A 21,343-nucleotide genomic window follows, 5' to 3' on the forward strand; every position below is an offset into this window, starting at 1 on the left:
AGTATAGAACATACAAGGTTTAGTGCCTAGCTTTACATGTTATTTTTCTATAGAAAAATAACATCTTTTGCTTGCTACAAATAAATTAAACTTTAAGATAATTAATAAAATATTTATTGCCATTTACCTCTTGTTAAAGGAGCTATATTGTTTTATTAACACAAAAGTATAAGTATTGTTATATTTAATTTATTTTTGTATTTTTTTATCAGTCACTCTTATTTCTATTGGGTGTCAATATATAATTGATACTATATATATCAATATAGTCTATCAATAATTTGACTATTTTTTAAAACCTATACTTTTGATTAATAATGAAATTAGATGTTATTTAATTTCATTATTAATATATTTTAAATTTATTTGTGGTTGTTATATTAATTTTTATTCTCTATATTATGAATACCGAATGTTATAATTTTAGAGAATAAAAATTATTTTTTAAACTTCAAATTATAATTGTTGCTATTTTCTTCGTGTGAAGTATAACTACAGCACTTTAGCTTCACTGATGGTTTTGTACTTAATTAGTATATTATTCCCTATCAACTAAATAACTTATTTAAATATTTTTATATTATAGTCTTTTTGATTATATTTTAATTTTCTATTTTAGAAACTAAAAAAGGGGTTTACCCCTTTTTTAGTTTCTAAATCAGATTTGAACTAACGTCAAGCTACACTAAAAATAATCACAAATCCCAACACTGCTCCAAAGACAATTAAAGCATAAAATTGGGCGCGACCATTTTCTAGATATTTCAGTCCTTCTCCACTTATAATGGTAGCCAATCCGGTTAGATTCACTGCTCCATCAAGGACACGATAATCCACTTCCATAACTTGACGAGCTAACCGACGACATTTCAGAACAAAGACGTTGTGATAAAAATCGTCAAAGTACCACTTATTGAGAGAAAATTGATACAAAGCAGGATATTTTTTAGCAATAGCTGCAGGATCAATTTTATGTTGCAGATACATAAAATAAGCAACTGTAATTCCAATAATAGCAATACCGACAGAATTTCCGGCCATAATTAGAAACTCAGTCCAATCAAAATGAGTAGCTCCTTCAATAACTTCCCCTGGAGCAAAAATAAATCCCTCAAAACTATTATCCCAAGGTTTTCCTAATAAACCGATAAAGGCTGAAGGAATTGCCAAAATTAACAAAGGGAGGGTCATAGTGAAAGGAGACTCATGAGGAGAATGACTATGATTGTGCTCATGATCGTCTTGAGGAAGGGAAGAAGATACATTCGAAGAAGCTAATAATTGATTTTTGATAGCTTGATCATTGCCGCGAAATTCTCCTTCAAAGGTCATGAAATACATACGGAACATATAAAATGCAGTAAGCCCTGCAGTCAACCAACCCACTAACCACAATGCAGGGTTAGCTCCAAACGCAAGACTTAGAATTTCATCTTTTGACCAAAAACCGGCAAAGGGAGGAATCCCACAAATAGCTAAAGTTCCTACTAAAAAGGCGAAGGAAGTCAGGGGCATATACTTACGTAATCCACCCATTAATCGCATATCTTGAGCCAAAATTGGTTCGTGACCTACAACTCCTTCCATCCCATGGATAACAGACCCAGAACAAAGGAATAACATGGCTTTAAAATAAGCATGGGTCATCAGATGAAATAATCCGGCACTATATGCCCCAATACCCATAGCCATTACCATGTAACCCAATTGAGAGATAGTAGAATAGGCTAAACCTTTCTTAATATCATTTTGAGTTAAAGCAATAGTTGCCCCTAAAAAGGAGGTCAACGCTCCAACCCAAGCAATAGTAGACATTGCTACTGGAATTTGTTCGAAGACAGGGTACATTCTTGCTACTAGGAAAACCCCGGCTGCTACCATTGTTGCTGCGTGAATTAAAGCAGAAATCGGAGTAGGTCCCTCCATTGCATCTGGTAACCAAACATGGAGCGGAAATTGGGCTGATTTAGCAATAGGTCCCAAAAATACTAAAATAGCAAATAAAGCTGCTAAAGCTGGTGCTATAGTTCCTACAGAAACTAATTCTTCGAGACGTTCACCCATGACGTGAAAGTCAAAGCTTCCAGTAGCCCAATATAGCCCCAACATTCCCAATAGTAGTCCAAAATCTCCTACTCGGTTGGTTACAAAGGCTTTTTGACAAGCATTTGCAGCAGCTTTGCGATCAAACCAAAATCCAATTAACAGATAGGAACACATTCCCACCAATTCCCAGAAAATATAAACCTGGACTAGATTGGGACTAATAACCAACCCCAGCATTGATGCGCTGAAAATACTTAAATAAGCATAGAATCGGACGTATCCAGGATCATGTGCCATATAACCATCAGTGTACACCATCACTAAAAAAGCAACAGTGGTGACGATGACATTCATTAAGGCACTGAGATGGTCAATAGTGTAACCCATGTTAAGGTGGAAATTGCCGGCTGCAGCCCATTCAATCATGTGAGTATACTCAGCATGTCCTTGAATTTGACTCCACAACAGAGCGAGGGACATTATCATCGATGCGCCTAAGAAGGAGATGATGAAGACTGCGTTTATTTGTCGTAGGCGGTTAGTTCCTTCATTAAAGGAAATAAGTCCTAACCCAACTAGCATCGCCCCAACTAAAGGTAAGACGGGTATTAGCCAGGCGTATTCATAAAGAGGTTCACTCATGTACTTTGCTAAACACTAGAGATTACAAGACAATTAGAACATGGACTGATGACTATGGCGAGTTGACGAAAAGTTAACGTTAATTCATGTTCAGCCATATTTTACCAACCTATTCTTTAGTGTACGTCAGTCCCTTTGTCTAAATTCCGAATTATCAATTAAAAATCTCAAAGAGTGAGGACTTGGAAGTCATAAATTGAAAGTAGGTAAATAACTCAACTTCAGTCTCTAGCTATTTACCTGTTTTTTTTGCATTAGTTATTCTAGGAAAACTACACCTTTTCTGTTGTATAAACCGTATTGATCTAATAGATAATTATATTTAGTATATAACTATAGATTAAAGCAACAAATTAAAGTTGATGGAGTTTTTATATGACACTTATTCGCTACAATAATAACCGTGAACTAGATACTCTTCAGCGTCAGATGAACCGTTTATTTAATGATGTTTTTCCGTCCACTTTTGAGCGGAATATAAGAGAGTTATCTTCTATACCTGCAGCCGAAATTTCGGAAACCAATGAGGCAGTTTTACTCAAATTAGAAGTGCCTGGGATGAAAGCAGAAGATCTCGATATTCATGTAACTAAAGAGGCTGTTTATATTAGAGGCGAACGCAAGCAAGAAATGGTTTCTGATGATAAAGGAATGACCCAAAGTGAATTCCGTTATGGTAAGCTTGAACGGAAGATTGCACTTCCTTCATTAGTTGATAACACTAACGTTGCTGCCGAATACAAAGATGGTATTATTCACTTAACTATTCCTAAAGCTGAAGATGAAAAAAATAAAGTAGTTAAGGTTAATTTTGGTTAGCTGTTAGTGGTAGTTAATTAGCATAGCTTATGATTTTAATAACTTCTCTAATAATTGTTAGAGAGGTTATTATTTATATTATTCAAATAATATAAATAATAACAAGATTTTTGTTGATTTTAATTATCAAATAGCATGGTTATCACCAAGTTAGTTTTATATAGTTAATGTATAAAGTCAAAAAAATTTTTTTAAAGACATAGAATTAGATTGTAGAATAATATGTTTTAACTCATATGCCCCAAGCAATACAACGGATATTATTAAAGGAATAAAATAATAAATTAACCTATAAATAAAGAGAAATAAAAGTATATTTTCTGTAGAAATATAAGGAGATAAAAATACAAGTATAATTGCTTCAAAAACACCTAAACCTCCTGGAATATTACTTGTTAACCCCACTATTTGTGCTAATATATATATTTCCAAAAAAGTTGAATAAGATAAATAAACAGATGAACTGAAAACAGAGTAAAAAACTGATGCCGCTAACAACCAATCTAATGTAGATACAATTAATTGACCTAGAATTAGTTTGACTGAAAGATGAGGTAAAGTCCATTGACCAATTTTAACTTGTTTTTTAGAAAAAATTGTTACTAACAAATAACCTAAAATTAAAAAAAGAAAAATCACTCCTAATAGCTGTACAGAGACAAATGGAAAATTTAATATATTAGTATTTTCTAAAGGATTTGTTATAAAAACAATTGCTCCTACAATAAATAGTCCTAAAATAAAAGTTAAATTACAAAAAGTAGAAATTTGAGTGATGCTAGTAAGAGATAGTCCCCAATTAGAATAGAGACGATAACGAATAATACAACTACTCACGAGGGTAAAACCTACACTATTACTTATACCTGAACAAATAATGCTTGCTAAAGCTTTTTTATAAAAGGAAAGAGTGTGACGAATATAATTCACTGCTAGACAATCATATCCAGTCATAATTGTATAATTTAGACCTGTTAAAGCAATTGCTTTAATAATATTAGATAAAGGAATAGTTGATAAGATATTCCAGATATTTTGAGCATTATAGTGGTGAAAATTTTTATGAATTGTCCAAAGAGACAAAATAAAAATTGCTAAACTAGAACAAGGTATAAGTAGACGGAGAAAACTATTAAACATATAGAAAACAACGATATAATCTTTATTATATAGATATATAACAGGTAAATTTATTTAAGTACCAAATAGTTGTATCTGATGAAATTATAATTCACCTGTTAGCATATAGTATATATATACTATATGCCTGGATTTTAAAAGTAGAAATTAAATTTAACAACCACTAAAGACAATTTGATTAATTAAAAGAAAAGATCGTATTATTTATTTATATTTATTTGTCCCCATTACATCTGAATATAAGGCAGTTGTTTGGATAATTAGTCGAAGATTATTGTACTCATGAATGATTGGTCTTGCAAAAGGATTAGTCTCTTTGTATCACAGATTTATAAAACTTATAAAGTATTTGAGGAGTTGATGGTAAAGTATATCGCATGACTATCGGTCATATTTTTGGAACTCTTACCGCCTAGTTTACGGAGAATATTCTTTAACTTTTGCGGTAGCGATGACTGATAATATTCAGCTCTATTACTTATAAAGGGTATATAAAAGTATCTTTGATAAAATCTTTTTATGAGTTTGCCTGTGTAAGAGGAACGTGAAATCGTTTTTAACGTCTCTCCACATAGAACCTAACTTCACAACCTGAAAAATTATAATATCAAGTGGTCAGCCTATGAAACATCTGACTTTTCTAGGACAGAAATTGAATAAATTTTAATTGAGGCAATGCATATTGACTTTAATGCGAATCAGAATTTTGTCTATAAGGGTATTTAAGAGGCTTGCCAGTTAGATAACTTTTTGGGCAAGATATGTCTGAGAACAAAGCAAGTTTATACAAAACTGGACCACTATAGAGAAGCCTCTTTGTGCGTCTTATATAAATTGTTTGCTGTAATATCGTTTACGATTGGCTCGGGATTTGGAGTTGCTATCTTATGTCGGATTTTGAAGTATTATTTTGAAGCAATCATGAAATATTTCTCTGTTTTCTTACAATTTATTTTAGGATTTTTTGTTGGTATTCTTTTACTCGTTAGCGGAACTACAGCTCTAGCATATGTAGTGTTTTATCGTTTAAATACCTCACCTCCAAAACCTATTTTTGCTGAAGAAAAACAAGAAAAAGCGGCGGAGCCATCTACTCTTGAATCTAATGCCCAAGAAAAGGCTAAAAAATCTAAAGAAAAAATGGCAGCCCGAGAGTCTGAACTTTTTTCCGAAATCCAAAAAAAAGAGAAAAAAGGAGATTTACCATCTGGAGCTTATAGAGCATCCGTTATTTGGCCTAGTGGACTAAGTTTACGGTCTGAACCTGACCAAGATGCCCAAAGAATTGGGGGTATTGACTATAAAGCTGAACTGATTATTTTGAAAACAAGTTCTGATGGAGACTGGCAAAACGTTCGTATCTCCAGAAGTGGTCAAGAAGGTTGGGTTAAAGCGGGAAATATCCAAAAAATAGAATAATGATAAGGTGGGCAATACCCACCTTATCATTGAAAAAAACTAGATTGTATAAACATCAATAAAATTTTTTTTACAAAAAGTTTCTGTACAATACGATGTTTTAGCAAAAATTATAAAAACAGACTAACTTAACTATCTTATAAAAAACTATACAAGCAAATCTAATTACCATTAAATTTTAATGTTTTAGCTATAGTCTTTTTATAAGATGCTTTGTTAATACTGTATAAAGTTTATAAGCTTTTGTCATTAGTATATACTTTCACAGTAAATTATATTTTTTAGATAGATCGACAAACAAACAATGTAAAACATTGTGTTATGTAATATAATAATTAAAACAGATGTTAATTGAACAACAAACTTATTGATATAAATGGAAAAATAATTGCAACTTAGATAATATTGCTATAATTTTAGTAAATTAAATTTAATTGTAGTTTTTGTATTTTAATTAGTATTTTATTGATAAGTTTTTTTAATAATTAGTTTATTTCCTAGATAAGGTGTCTATTCTATAAGAGAATTTCGTTGATTCCTAAACTATAAATATAGCAATATTATTAATTAATCAACTAATACAAATACATATTCTCCTTGTATTATTTATCCCTAAAAATGTGACTATATAGCTTTCTAAAAATATTTAGGTTATATAAAAATTTAATATAAAAAATAAAGTCTAGAAAATTGTAATATAATCTTCTCTAGTAACTAGATTACTAATGATTAAAAATAGAAGATTAAAATAAACTACAAATGGCAAAAATATAAATTAATTTTCTGATTTTATCGATTATAAAACTAGTTTATACAGTGAATTTAGAAAGCTATTACTGATATGTCAATCAAAAATATATATATTGCCTTTAACTTTTCTAGGCTTTTTGTTGTAAAATATTTTGTCAATCGTTACTGACAATTGTGGTAGTTGCGAATAATTTTTGCAATTATATCATTTTTTTAAACAACTAATGATCCTCCACAACTTGAACCACTTCCGGCTGTACATCCATAACAATGAGGTCCAGTTTTTATAGTTTTAATTATATCTAAATCCCCTAACTCTAGGAGTTTATTTATAGTAAGTCTTTCTCCTTCTTTGTTCATTGCAGGAATATTCTCCATTTGGTTAAAATCACAATCGTAAACATTTCCAGTATAATCAATTGACAGTTGATTTAAACACATTAAATTAGGTACTGTAAGGTTATTATAATGAAACTCTAAAAACTTAAGATAAGGAACATATAAATATCGATTTTGTAAAAACATTTTAGTTCTACCAATAGGAAAATTAATAATGGCAAAAAGATTGTTAAAATCAATATTAAAATTTTTTTTCAAAAAAACTTTATATTCTTGCTCTAATTGGTTTTGATTAGGAATTAAAGTAAAATTATTATCTCTCGGCATAGGAGGATTATAAACTAAATCTAAAATCAGACTAGAATCATTTCCATATCCTATTTGATTTAAAATTTGTAAGGCTTTAATTGAATTATTATAAACTCCATCTCCCCTTTGGGCGTCAACATTTTTTTCTAGGTAACAGGGAAAAGAAGCAATAATCCTTACTTTATGTTTAGCATAATACTCGGGTAAATCTTCACAATTAGGTTCAAAGTAGATTGTTAAATTTGAACGAACAATTACTTGTTTTCCTGCATTTCTAGCTGCTTTTACAAGAGGACGAAATCCATAATTTATTTCTGGTGCACCTCCTGTTAAATCTACTACCTTTATTTGATGAAAACGATTTATTAAATCAATTAATTGCTGACAAACTTCAGGTGATAATTCTTCAGTTTGCTTGGGTCCTGCTTCTACGTGACAATGACTACAAGTAAGATTACATCGTCTTCCTAAATTAATTTGCAGTACTGTTATTTCTTTTTTACTAAGATTGGTATCTATTTTATTCTTGAAAGAAGTAAGTTTAGATAGATTCATAAGTATTATTTGTGTCTGATGTCCACATACAGCTAAGTTATCTCTATACTATATGTTATATATAAAATATATTAGATTTAAGTAATCTTATTATGTAAAAATAGTTGATTAAATAAAAATTACATATAATTTTTAAAAATAAAAAAACATAAAGATTACAGAATTCAATCACAACTTTTAAGTCCTTTATAAGAAGAGAAATGTATTTATATCAATACTACTGACTCCTTTTCTGGAAAGTTAAATTAACTGAAGTCACTTTATTACTTTAATTTTAAAAGACAAATAAATAATAAATATAAAACAAATCAAGCTTTTCAATAATATTTATTTCAAATAAGTGATTTAGAACTAGTGAAATATAAATATATTATAAATTAATTCTATATTTTTTGGGAGAATACTTAAAAAAGCAGAAGTTGTAAATCAACAAAGCCAATTTAAAACAATCTAATTATTTTAAACAAGATACTTTTTTTTTATTAAGAAGATTATTTAGAGTAAGAGTCCTGTAAGTCTTTGCTTGCCGGACTCAGTATATTTAATTTAGGGGAAACTATTTTAGTTAAAGGATATTCGAAATTGAAAAATGACATGTCAACATTTCTGGTTCTATTGAGAAAAATAGTTCCAAGAATATCCTTTAGTTTCTCTAATCTGTTTAGTTTTTAACTACGCCAGCGTAATATTCTCGGTTCTACTGGATTCTTAAAGAGTCTATTTTCTTCTCGAGATTTTTGATATTCTTGCTTTAGACGAAAATACCATTTTGCCTGAGTATCTGCGTCATCAATCAACATTAGTGTAGGATTATAGCTTAGCCCTTCTTGTTGTTGAATCACTGCATCACGATCTTGTCCTAAAAACTGACGAGTAAGGAATCCTAATAAAGGTTTAAAGACTCCTATCCAAGGAATAGTCCAGTAAATACTCTGGAAAGCCTCACATTCGTTTTCATCAATAGGAGTAATTGTAGTTAATAAACAAGCAGAGTAACGATCTCCTCTCAAAATTTCTGTTCGTATACTGGGTAATTTAAAGATAATTTCAATAGAAACATTATCCCCTAAAATTTTATAAGGGCGTGCACTTACCGGCATGTCATAGGGGACAAGACGAAATCCTTGAGTGACAGGTTCATACTGCTTTTCTTTAATTCGAAATTTTTGTGGACCACTGCGCCACCACCAAGAACTATGAATGTGGGGACCGTGTGCAGGATCCATCAGTCCAATAATAGCATGATCAATATTACAGGAAAAATGGATAACCTCAGAAATCCCAGGTTCAATCATACCAAAATCCGGAATCGTAGGTACTGGAGGAATATCGGCTAAGTTAGTTTGTTTGTCAGTATCTATTGGAAAATAGACCCAGATATTTCCTTGAACTTCTTGGCAAGCATAAGTAGGAATTCGAATACGACTAATATCTAAATCATCATGTTCAGTCAAAGAGGGGATCCCCCTACAACTTCCATTATGAGTACTAAATTTCCAACCATGGTAACGACAACATACATTATCTCCTTCCATCCATCCATATTGCATGGGTATACCCCGGTGGGGGCATATATCACGCATGGCAAAGACTTCTCCATTTCCACGCCGTCCAATTAAAATAGGTTCGCCAAGCATTTTCTTATGAACCATTTTACCTGGTTTTAATTGTTTGCCAGGTAAGGCGACATACCAACAATCACGTAATAAAGTGTTCATAAAGCTACTCTACTATTCTTAAAAAAGAAGACGCAGTTTTGTTAATTTTGTGCCATGTTAACAAGGTTAACGACGGCAATTCACTATTAATTGCAATAATTACCATTTATTTTTAAGTAGATTTGGTTACTTTTTATAAGGGATTTTTGTTATGTTTAATGGTGTAATTTAACTAGCAATTTTACTAGAATAGTTTAAAAACAGTTTAGAATAAAAAGTCATAACGATAACAAATTAGGTTATCACTAGTACGTTTCAAAAACGAATAAAAATAAGTTAGATTTTTAGAGGAGGTATCTATTTATTAAATTCTCTACAATTGTATTGTAGTTTTTGCTACTCTCGCACTATAGAAATTTATTCAATTGCTATTTTAGAGATAGTGATTAATAATTTTAGGGCTTGTATAATGTTTTCCAGAAAAACAATTTGACGTATTTGGATTAACGTTGATTTTTGTAATTAGTTTATTTGTATATACTTACAATACTATGATAGAGTTCATATTTTAAAAATTATTGTGGGTTCTTTTATTAACTGGCCAGATGTTTTACTGTTTGCTTTGTATAACAATTCTTTAATTGCGCGATACATTAATGGTCAGAAATATTTTCTGCTAATTGTTGGGATGTTTTTTGAATTAGTACATATCATCTATGTCAAATTTTTATTGTATCTTATTTTAACTAATCAGAAGAAAATTAATTATTTTTAGTTCTCATTATATTGTTAAAAAGTTAGTACATTCTTTGATAAAAATATTTATCAGTATTTGAGTTGTTTTTAGTTTATAGACTATTAGTCAAATGCAATTAAAACAAACTGTTTGTTAATTTTGAATAAAAAAAGTAAAATTCAACATATTTTTTAATTTGTCTATTACCTAGGATAACTATGGAATTAATTGCTGGTTTAAAAGATATATTATCTCTATTTTAATTTTTTAAACTAGTCTTCACGAATATTAAGCCAGACATTAATCAATGATAATTTATAAATATTATTGATAAAGCTAGTGCAGTAAAAACTACTATTTATCTAATCGCTAATGTTATTTAACTTTAAGGCAGCTTTTATTGATATTATTATTAGTTGCCTTTATCTCTTAGAATAAGAAATTAAAAACTCAACTAATGTCAATTTTAGTGAAATATAAAGTCTTCTTATTCCTAATGTATAATTAGATCAAATTATTACTTTTATTTTATATTTTTGGCGGTAGTTCGACTTGAAAGAAACTAAAATAAATATCCTTAATAAGGGAAGTAATACAGACATAGCTGAGCGATAATTGTAGCTTTATCTTTACAGATCAGAATATTAATCTCAGAATATTAATCCTAAATAAACTTGTTTTCTAGTTAAATTTTATTGATTTTTAAAATGTATTTATGACCGTTAAAAAATTAAATTAGCAATTATAAATTGTTATTATTATAGTGTCTCATGCTGCAGAAGAAATTGCTAAATTTAGTAAGTGTATTTTATTATTATCAGGAAGACAATATGCTCACTAATTATTCTCACTAAGTTAACTCATAAATTTAATTTATCTAAGTTTAAAATTTACATACCCTAGAAGTTACTCACATATTCTACTATGAATTTTTATCACACCTGCGGAACTTAACCATAAGTAAAATTATTTTTTAAATATATTTATTTGTCAAAACTAATTAAATAGTATAGGCATAATACCTTATAAAAACATTTCTAATTTATTATATCTAATATTTATTTCCTACCAAGAATATTAGAGCTTTTTATAAATAAAAATTTTTTAAAAATTAAATATAATTTAATTATAGCTGTCATAATTATTAAGAAAATAGTTAGTTTCTATATCTTGAAATAATTTTCAAGACTAGAATATTTTAAGTCGTTTAATTGTACTTGCTTACATAAAATATAGTTTGCTATAGTATATTACACTGCAATTATTTTATTAATAACAAAACCATTTATTAGGTTTGATTTTATGCTATTAAAATTGTTTAAATAATTTATTTTTAGTTATTAACTTATTTTTTATTTACTTAATCACTTATATATTAGTATATATAAGTGATTAAGTAAAGTGTATTTTAATAGAATGAGCTTAAGAGATAAAAGATTAAAATATTTAATAGTGAATTCTATTAAAACAACCAATAATTGAATTTTAAAAAAGATATACATACTCAAAGTGAATTTAGACAATATCAAATACAATTGGTATCCAAGCAATTTTATCTGTTAAGTTAATTTTGATTAAAACATACTAAAAAACACAAAATAAAAATATCAAGAAATACTTAATTCAATTACTTTTTAGAAAGTAACTAGAATTAGTCATATAAGTAAAAACAGATAAGATTAAAATAAATAATTATTTTATAAGTTACTAATATTTATCTTTGTTTATAGCTAATTATAGTTTTTTGTAAATTGCAGTAATTAATAAACAATTAATATAATGATAGTCTTTGTAAGAATTTGCTCTATTTTTAGATTATAGATTAAATTAATAATATTTTTATAAAAATATTATTAATTTAATCTATCTTGGTGTTAATATTGGAGTATTTATTTTAGCGGGTTGAGTTTAAATAATAATGGACTTCTAGATCTATATTCAATTGATTATTTCAACAATCAATTGAATATGCTATATTAACTTTTTTGTATTATTTTATAGTTCTAAATCTCTAGTTTAATCTTATTTAAGATAAATATAGTATTATTTAGAACTGCTTGTAATTTTGACATAAACAATACTTTAAGAATAACATTTATTTTCTTCTATAAATACACTACTATCTCTATAAGAAACAACTATGTTTCTTGAAATAGCCATATTCCTTAATTAAGTTTTTTATTTTTTTATTTCTCTTTTTTAGGTTGCCGTCATATCGTAGCTATTCCAAAAAAAGAAAAAATAGAAAAAGTTATAATATTTAGGTTGATTTTAGATCTATAGACTTTTTGAGTCCATGTTATGGTTAATTTTGATGCTCAGAAATTAACCATAACATGTTCAAAGATTAAAATATGAGATCTATTTTTAGAAGTCTAAAGAGAAAGTCGTTAGAATGGAGCGGGTATTTTTTGGAGACATTGAACTAGTGAACAGTCAGCAGTGAAAACACTGATAACTAAGAACTGAATAACTGTTTAATCTAACTCCAAGTATCACTGAGGACATTAGATAATCGTAATGGATATTGCCAATTTTCCCTGGTTAACTACCATAATTCTCTTTCCAATTATTGCCGCCTTGTTCATTCCTATAATTCCTGATAAGGACGGCAAAACAGTCAAATGGTATGCTTTGACTATTGGACTCATTAATTTTTCGGTGATTGTTTATGCTTTCTATACTGGATATGATTTAAACAATCCTGACCTTCAATTGTTTGAAAGCTATTCCTGGATTCCTCAACTGGACTTAAATTGGTCGGTGGGAGCTGATGGACTATCCATGCCCTTGATTTTGTTGACAGGGTTTATCACTACTTTAGCAACTATGGCTGCTTGGCCAGTGACATTTAAGCCAAAGCTGTTCTATTTCCTGATGTTGTTGATGTATGGGGGACAAATTGCTGTTTTTGCAGTACAGGATATGTTGCTTTTCTTTCTCGTTTGGGAGTTAGAATTAGTCCCCGTCTATCTTATTTTATCTATTTGGGGAGGAAAACGTCGTCTTTATGCAGCAACTAAGTTTATTCTCTACACCGCAGCAGGCTCATTATTTATCTTAGTAGCTGCTCTAACTATGGCCTTTTATGGAGGCAATACTACCTTTGACATGGTTACGATTGCAGGTAAGGATTTTCCTTTAAAACTGCAATTATTACTTTATGGAGGGTTTCTTATTGCCTATGGAGTTAAATTGCCGATTTTTCCTCTTCATACTTGGCTACCGGATGCCCATGGAGAAGCTACCGCACCTGCACATATGTTACTAGCGGGAATTCTTTTAAAAATGGGAGGATATGCACTACTGCGGATGAATGCAGGAATGTTACCGGATGCTCATGCCTTCTTTGCTCCTATGTTAGTTATTTTAGGAGTTGTCAATATTGTTTACGCGGCTTTAACCTCCTTTGCTCAACGCAACCTAAAAAGAAAGATTGCCTATTCTTCAATTTCCCATATGGGGTTTGTCTTAATTGGGATAGCCTCGTTTACCTCATTAGGGACTAGTGGAGCTATGTTGCAAATGATTTCCCACGGATTAATTGGAGCCAGTCTTTTCTTTATGGTAGGTTGCACTTATGATCGCACCCATACCCTAATGTTAGACGAAATGGGCGGGGTAGGGCAAAAGATGAAAAAAGTCTTTGCTATGTGGACTACTTGTTCGATGGCTTCTTTGGCGTTACCTGGAATGAGTGGTTTTGTAGCAGAATTGATGGTATTTGTAGGATTTGCAACTAGTGATGCCTACAGTTCAACCTTTAAGGTGGTTGTAGTCCTTTTAGCTGCTGTTGGAGTAATTTTAACTCCCATTTATCTCCTGTCAATGTTACGAGAAATGCTTTATGGACCTGAAAATGAAGAATTAATTTCCCACACCAAATTAATTGATGCTGAACCGAGAGAAGTATTTGTTATTGGGTGTTTATTAATTCCTATCATTGGTATTGGTTTATATCCGAAAATTGTTACCCAGATTTACGATTCTAGTATTAATCAACTCACCGCAGTATTACGTGATTCAGTGCCAACTTTAGGAGGGGAAATTAAAGAAGTACAGATCTCTTTAACCGAACAGATATCTTTAAAAGCTCCTACCATCAAATAGCCATGAGTAAGGTGGGAAACACCCACCTTACCTTCAACTATTAGTGTAAATACGATAATTATGATGGATGGATTTTATTAAGCTATAATCTAATTCGATTTATTTATTACATATCATAGAATCAATGAGTTTTTAATATATTATTGAAGTTTTTTGTAAATGAATAGTAACAGAGTTCGTTAAAATCATAATTAATTAATATCTTTTTTGAACAAAATAATTAATTATTCTTTTGGTTAGATACTAAAGAAAATTAAACATTGGGGGTGAAATACTTTTTATTAGAGTATTAACAGCACCAACTATATAAATAATTAACAGTATTTTGATGCTTGTAATTGAACTTAAAATTTTTTTCATTTGTTTTATACTTTTTAAGTATTAAGAATGTAATCCAAAATTAGATAATATTACCAATCCATCTAGTCACTAGACTAGGCTGAACTGACATGTGTCATGTTATCGGTAACAACAATTCTATAAATAACTTCAAGTATCTGCTTTTGCTTTCTTACAACATATAAAGCTGATTTAATTCTCTTAAAGTTTAATTATAAGTTCTAGTTTGGGATTTGTGTCTATAAAATAATAGCAATCTAATACAAGGAGATATATCTACAAAAGAACTAGACCAACACCATTACTGTCGTAAAGCAGGAAGGGATACATGACAAGTAAGTAATGTTTTTATTATATACATTATAGTGATCTGGTTTAAATATAAAAATTGTTCTAATAATTGACTAAAGTTGATATTAAAATGGTATAATAATAAGTTCGTAAATAGTTTAGTTAATTTAAAATAAAAGTCAGTCTCTGGTTGGAGAAGGACTAACAACCGTTGATGAGTTAAGGAGTCTCAGTAAATAATATGGTCAAACTACGCTTGAAACGATACGGCAAAAAGCGCGAGGCTAGTTATAGAATTATCGCTATAAATAACAATAGTCGTCGTGATGGTCGCCCCTTAGAAGAATTAGGATTTTACAATCCTAGAACTGATGAAACTCACTTAAATGTTCCAGGAATTGTTAAAAAACTTCGAGAAGGAGCCCAGCCTACTGATACTGTCCGTAGTATTCTTCAGAAAGCGCAAGTATTTGAACAAGTAAATGCCCAAACCTGATTGTTGGTCTAATTCATCAAATTTTACTAGCCCAGATTATTTGGGACTAGTAGAGTTTTTAATAGAACCGTTGCTAGAATCGCCTGATTCCCTAAGTGTAGATTGTGAACAGGTAAATAATAATCAACGAGTTTGGATTCGTTTAGCCTTTGAAGGCAATGATAAAGGAAGAGTTTTGGGACGAAGTGGTCGCAATCTTCAGGCTATTCGTGTGGTCCTACAAATAGCCGCTACTGCTGCTGGTCAATCTGTATATCTTGATATTTATGATACTTCAGAAAAAAATTTTCAGTTTAGCCATCGAACTGGTTATAGGACTGAACGAAAATTTGTACGAAAAAAGGCCAGGACTCATCGTCCTTCTCTGCCAAAAATTTCTGTAAAATCTCACTGGGAACATTAGAGTAAGTACGAGAAGTATGAAAGGTCTAAACTTTTTAGATCTTTCATACTTCTCGTACTTCTAAAATAGTTATCGAGTATTATGCTTACGATTAATTTCGTGAAATATAACTAACAATACTATCAAATCATTTGTTATCAATATCGAACTCTACAATTATTTAGTACAACAATAGTTTGAAGTGAACTATTATAGATAGAATATCAAGATTCTACTATATTAGTCACACCTAAACAAGTTATCCAGAGTATCAAGAAAAGACTAAATAGAATTTCAAAATTCAGGACCATCTAACTACTTCTACAATAATAAGATTCCAGTTGCTGGGAGATCCATTATTTATTACATCTTAAAAATATTCAGCTTACAATCACAGGAATTATTTAAATAAATAATATTAAAGAGATATATCAACACAGTCTTTTGTTGTAGAATTGGAAGTATTCATAATATATTACAGCTAAAATTTTTAAATTAGTTAGGGAAATAATAAGTTGATAATTTATCAGGTATAAGAGTCAAATTAATTGCAATCTCTAACTTAAGATATTTTTTGTAAATAGAAAATGTTTTAAATTGTATACTAAATTTATTATTTTAGTAACTAAAATTTAGTTATTATAGACTTCAATATAAATAATTAAGTTATAGTCTTTGTTATCAAGTATTAATAATAAATACAATAAATAATTATAATAGTTATCATCAAAATTAATACCTTAAATACTATCTATAAATAAATTATATTTAAAATAACAAAAAACTAGATATAAATATATTTTTTTAGCAAAAATATTGATTTTAAAATAAAAATACTTCAGCTAGTATAAGTAGTTTAATTTCAAAATATTAAATCAATAATCAACAAAAAACATATTTACTTTTTGTTCTATAATTTTGTATTTTCATGACATAAATAACATGAAATTTATTTTTACTGTTAAACTTCTTAAACAATAAACAAATAGAGAGATATATGACTATTTATATCTCTGTCATTAATTAAAAACTACATACAAAATATTAAAACAGTTTCTGTATAAAAAATAACTAATACCACATTATCTTGCAACAAATGTATATAAGGATTATGATACAATTAAAGTTGCTTTTATTAGTTTTATAATTTAAAAGAATAAAATACATTTATCAATAGGATTATGACTTTTTCTTCTCTAATTCGTACTCTGCAAAAATCACCTCTAAGTCAAGAATTATTAGAGAAACTAAAAAAAGTAGGCTATTTGGGATTAAAAGGAATTCCTCGACTTCCTAAGGGTTTAGTTGTTTCAGCATTAGCACAAGCAGAGAATCGAAGTCTATTAGTAATTTGTGCAACTTTAGAAGAAGCAGGAAGGTGGGCTACTCAATTGGAGATTATGGGATGGAAAACTGTTAATTTTTATCCTACCTCAGAAGCATCTCCATATGAGTTATTTAATCCTGAATCAGAAATGATTTGGGGACAAATGCAAGTTTTATCAAATATACATAGTTCATTATCTGTCGATAACAAGTTAGCAATTGTTACCACAGAAAAAGCTTTACAACCTCATCTACCACCTCCTAATATTTTTCGACATTTCTGTTTAAATTTACAAGTAGGGACAACTCAATTATTCCAAGAAATTGATAAATTATTAACTAAGTTAGGTTATAAAAGAGTTTCTTTGGTAGAAACAGAGGGGCAATGGAGTAGAAGAGGGAATATTGTTGATATATTTCCAGTTTCCTCAGAATTACCAATTCGATTAGAATGGTGTGGGGATAGATTAGAAACAATTAGAGAATTAGATATAGCAACTCAACGTTCTTTGGATAAACTTTATAAAATTTGTTTAACTCCTACAAGCTTTAATTCTATTATTGTAGATATTCTTAATCAAAGAAATCAATCTTTAGACACCTATTTATCTATTGAAGAAGTAGAGGCATTTAAAAACTATAATTGCCCAGAAGGAGTAGGACGTTTTTTAGGAATAGCTTTTGAAAAACCTGCCTCATTAATAGATTATTTAGAAGATAATACTCTTTGTGTTTTTGATGAATTAGAACAGTGCAAGTCCCATAGTAAACGATGGGTAGAATATATAGAAGATAACTGGAAAGAATTAGACTTACTTTTACCAAAAATCCATCGTTCTTTTGAAACTTCTGTAAATTTAGCAAAAAAATTTCCTGTTATTTATCTTTCAGAATTATCAAAAAATCCAGATTTAACTGCGTTAGATTTATCAAGTCGTCCAATTCCCAGCATTCCTCACCAGTTCTCTAAACTAGCAGAAATATTACGGGGAAAACGAGAGATTTATAGTGGTATTTCTCTAAATAAATATTCAACTTGGTTAGTTTCTGCTCAACCTTCTAGGACAGTTTCTTTACTGGAAGAACATGACTGTCCAGCTCAATTTATTCCTAATTATCGTGATTATCCAGGAGTTGAAAAATATCATATTCAAGGAATAGCAGTAGCCTTAAAGTATTCAGGATTAGCCGAACTAAAAGGATTCATTTTACCTACATTTCGAGTTGTTGTTATTACCGATAAGGAGTTTTTTGGGCAACACGTCTTAGCCCCAACAGGTTACATACGAAAACGTCGTCAGGCTACTTCTAAACAAATCAACTTAGAACGATTACGTCCTGGAGATTATGTTGTCCATAAAAGTAATGGAGTCGGTAAATTTTTAAAGTTAGAAAGCTTAGGCACTCGTGAGTATTTAGTTGTTCAATACTATGACGGTTTATTAAGAATACCAGCCGACTCTGTCGACAGTTTATCTCGCTATTATCAAACCGAAAATATGAATCCAGAACTACACAAAATGACAGGTAAAACTTGGGATAAAACTAAACAAAAAGTTCGTAAAATAATTAAAAAACTAGCAGTTGATTTATTAAATCTTTATGCTAAGCGCTCTGAAAAATCAGGGTTTATTTACCCTCCTGATACACGTTGGCAGGAGGAATTAGAAGGTTCTTTTCCCTATCAACCGACACCAGATCAATTAAAAGCAGTTCAAGAGGTAAAAGTCGATTTAGAAAGTAATCGTCCTATGGATCGATTAATTTGTGGAGATGTAGGTTTTGGTAAAACAGAAGTTGCTATTAGAGCAATCTTTAAAGCCGTTACTAGTGGACATAAACAAGTTGCATTGCTTGCACCGACTACAATTCTAACGCAACAACATTATCATACCTTAAAAGAAAGATTTGCTCCCTATCCAATCAATATTGGATTATTAAACCGTTTTCGCACCACTTCAGAAAAAAAAGATATTGTACAACGGTTAGCTACAGGAGAATTAGATATTGTTGTAGGAACCCATAAAATTTTAGGTAAAACTGTTAAATTCAAAGACTTAGGATTATTGGTTATTGATGAAGAACAACGATTTGGGGTCAATCAAAAAGAAAAAATTAAAGAGTTAAAAACTCAAGTTGATGTCCTTACCTTAAGTGCTACTCCTATTCCTCGAACCTTATACATGTCTCTGTCAGGTATTCGAGAAATGAGTTTAATAACAACTCCTCCACCTTCTCGTCGTCCCATTAAAACACACTTATCTAAGTATAATTCTGATGTTGTTAGAACTGCTATTCGTAACGAATTGGATCGAGGCGGACAAATCTTCTATGTTGTTCCTAGAGTAGAAGGAATTGAAGAAGTTGCTAGAAAATTACAACAAATGATTTCCAGTGCAAGAATTATGGTTGCTCATGGACAAATGGATGTTAATGAATTAGAAATAACCATGTTGGAATTCAACAATGGGGGAGGAGATATTTTAGTCTGTACAACAATCATTGAATCAGGGTTAGATATACCAAGAGTTAATACAATTATTGTTGAGGATTCCCAAAAGTTTGGATTATCCCAACTCTATCAATTGAGAGGAAGAGTCGGGCGATCTGGAATACAGGCTCATGCCTGGTTACTATATCCAAATAAAGGAGAATTAACAGAAACGGCTCGGAAAAGATTAATGGCTTTACAAGAATTCAGCCAACTTGGTTCAGGGTATCAATTAGCGACCCGTGATATGGAAATTCGGGGAGTTGGGAATCTATTAGGGACTGAACAGTCGGGTCAAATGACAGCTATCGGGTTTGAATTGTATATGGAAATGTTACAAGAAGCGATTAAAGAGATTCAAGGTCAGGAAATACCTAAAGTTGATGAAACTCAAATAGATTTGCCGTTAACAGCTTTTATTCCTACTAACTATATTGCCGACACTCAACAAAAAATGGATGCTTATCGAGCAATAGCAAAGGCTAATTCTAAAGAAGATTTAGAGCAAATAGTAGTTGCTTGGACAGACCGTTATGGAGAGATACCAGCCTCTGTAAAACAACTACTGCAAGTAATAGAATTAAAACAAATTGGCAAGTTTTTAGGTTTTTCTCGTATTAAAACTGATGGTAAACAACACATTATTTTAGAAACTCCAATGAAAGAACCTGCCTGGAAATTATTACAAGAAAATCTACCAGATTATTTACAATCACGGTTTGTTTATAGTCCTAAAAAAGTGACTGTCAGGGGTTTGGGAGTATTAAAACCCCAAAAACAATTAGAGAGTTTAATTGAATGGTTGGGAAAGATGAAAGGAGCATTACCTCAAAAAGGGATATAAATTGTGGACTGATACTCTCAAGTACTTTTTTATAGCTGCAATGCTTTGCCATGTCATTTATTTAGGATGCGCAGCTAACGAAGACTAAAAAAAAGGAAAGAGTTAGGCATAAGCCGGGTTCTGTTCCTATAGGATTAAAATCTTATAGGGGGAATTATCTATCTGGGATATTTGTTACCAAACTCCTCAAGCGGTTCTCCAATAACGGAACGGGGAAAAGACTAACCCTAGTTCCTCCGACCTTGCTTCCAACTGGGGTTTACCTAGCCAGCATTTCACAATGCTGCTGGTGCGCTCTTACCGCACCTTTGCACCCTTACATTTTTTGGTATTACCCAAAAAATGCGGTATTTTTCTGTGGCACTATCCTCACGCTCACGCGCACTGGGGATTACCCAGCAAGTTTAGTCTTTAGGAAGCCCGGACTTTCCTCGAATTCGTCTCAAGGACGAATCCGCAACTCCCTCGCTAACTCTTACCTATATTCTAGTGTACTATTTTTTAGTTATAAAGTTTTTGTTGTCAGTGAATAGCTAAGCAACTTTAAATAGATATTAAGAACGTGAACTATTTTACATCTCTGCATTTAAAAATATAGAACTAACCTTATATTGTCTTGATTAATATTTTTAAATAAAATTTTGTTTAATT

General features: G+C 30.4%; 10 protein-coding genes and 1 other RNA gene. 6 read left to right on the forward strand and 5 right to left on the reverse strand.

What is annotated here, in order from left to right; all coding sequences use genetic code 11:
* Positions 1-675: 675 nt before the first annotated feature.
* Entirely contained in the window at positions 676-2,688 is a 2,013-nt protein-coding gene (locus tag OXU93_RS06885) for an NAD(P)H-quinone oxidoreductase subunit 5 (protein WP_267383457.1), read from the reverse strand.
* A gap of 375 nt (positions 2,689-3,063) precedes the next feature.
* On the opposite strand from OXU93_RS06885, the gene OXU93_RS06890 reads away from it, so the two are divergent.
* A complete protein-coding gene (locus tag OXU93_RS06890) occupies positions 3,064-3,507 on the forward strand; it encodes an Hsp20/alpha crystallin family protein (protein WP_267383458.1) in 444 nt (147 codons plus the stop codon).
* 177 nt (positions 3,508-3,684) lie between these two features.
* On the opposite strand, the gene OXU93_RS06895 is transcribed toward OXU93_RS06890, so the two are convergent.
* Positions 3,685-4,647 carry a lysylphosphatidylglycerol synthase domain-containing protein gene (locus OXU93_RS06895; protein ID WP_267383459.1) on the reverse strand — a complete coding sequence of 321 codons (963 nt, stop codon included), beginning with the start codon at positions 4,645-4,647 and terminating at the stop codon, positions 3,685-3,687.
* Between the two features lie 921 nt (positions 4,648-5,568).
* Here OXU93_RS06895 and OXU93_RS06900 point away from each other — a divergent pair.
* Entirely contained in the window at positions 5,569-6,066 is a 498-nt protein-coding gene (locus OXU93_RS06900; RefSeq protein WP_267383460.1) for an SH3 domain-containing protein, read from the forward strand.
* 963 nt (positions 6,067-7,029) lie between these two features.
* Here the strand turns inward: OXU93_RS06900 and arsS are convergent.
* Together arsS and OXU93_RS06910 are read right to left on the reverse strand one after the other, a co-directional pair.
* Positions 7,030-8,019, reverse strand: a complete 990-nt coding sequence (arsS, locus tag OXU93_RS06905; RefSeq protein WP_267383462.1) for an arsenosugar biosynthesis radical SAM (seleno)protein ArsS — start codon at positions 8,017-8,019, stop codon at positions 7,030-7,032.
* Between the two features lie 668 nt (positions 8,020-8,687).
* Complete coding sequence (locus OXU93_RS06910) at positions 8,688-9,737, reverse strand: Rieske 2Fe-2S domain-containing protein (RefSeq protein WP_267383463.1); 1,050 nt, start codon at positions 9,735-9,737, stop codon at positions 8,688-8,690.
* 3,202 nt (positions 9,738-12,939) lie between these two features.
* Between OXU93_RS06910 and OXU93_RS06915 the strand changes: the two genes are divergently transcribed.
* The 4 genes from OXU93_RS06915 (at position 12,940) to mfd (ending at position 20,692) form a co-directional block, all read left to right on the forward strand.
* Positions 12,940-14,523 (forward strand): NAD(P)H-quinone oxidoreductase subunit 4, encoded by a 1,584-nt coding sequence (locus OXU93_RS06915; RefSeq protein ID WP_267384839.1) that lies wholly within the window; start codon positions 12,940-12,942, stop codon positions 14,521-14,523.
* Positions 14,524-15,394: 871 nt separating this feature from the next.
* Positions 15,395-15,649 (forward strand): 30S ribosomal protein S16, encoded by a 255-nt coding sequence (gene rpsP, locus OXU93_RS06920; RefSeq protein WP_267383464.1) that lies wholly within the window; start codon positions 15,395-15,397, stop codon positions 15,647-15,649.
* Positions 15,636-16,052 (forward strand): KH domain-containing protein, encoded by a 417-nt coding sequence (locus tag OXU93_RS06925; protein ID WP_267383465.1) that lies wholly within the window; start codon positions 15,636-15,638, stop codon positions 16,050-16,052. The genes rpsP and OXU93_RS06925 overlap by 14 nt, the downstream gene beginning before the upstream one ends.
* Before the next feature lie 1,160 nt (positions 16,053-17,212).
* Positions 17,213-20,692: a transcription-repair coupling factor gene (gene mfd / locus OXU93_RS06930; RefSeq protein ID WP_267383466.1), complete on the forward strand. Its 3,480-nt coding sequence runs from the start codon at positions 17,213-17,215 to the stop codon at positions 20,690-20,692.
* Between the two features lie 94 nt (positions 20,693-20,786).
* Here the strand turns inward: mfd and rnpB are convergent.
* Positions 20,787-21,168: RNase P RNA component class A (gene rnpB / locus OXU93_RS06935), an RNA gene on the reverse strand.
* Positions 21,169-21,343 lie beyond the last annotated feature (175 nt).

This window comes from Cyanobacterium sp. uoEpiScrs1, from assembly GCF_947331815.1.
Classification (GTDB): domain Bacteria; phylum Cyanobacteriota; class Cyanobacteriia; order Cyanobacteriales; family Microcystaceae; genus Rippkaea.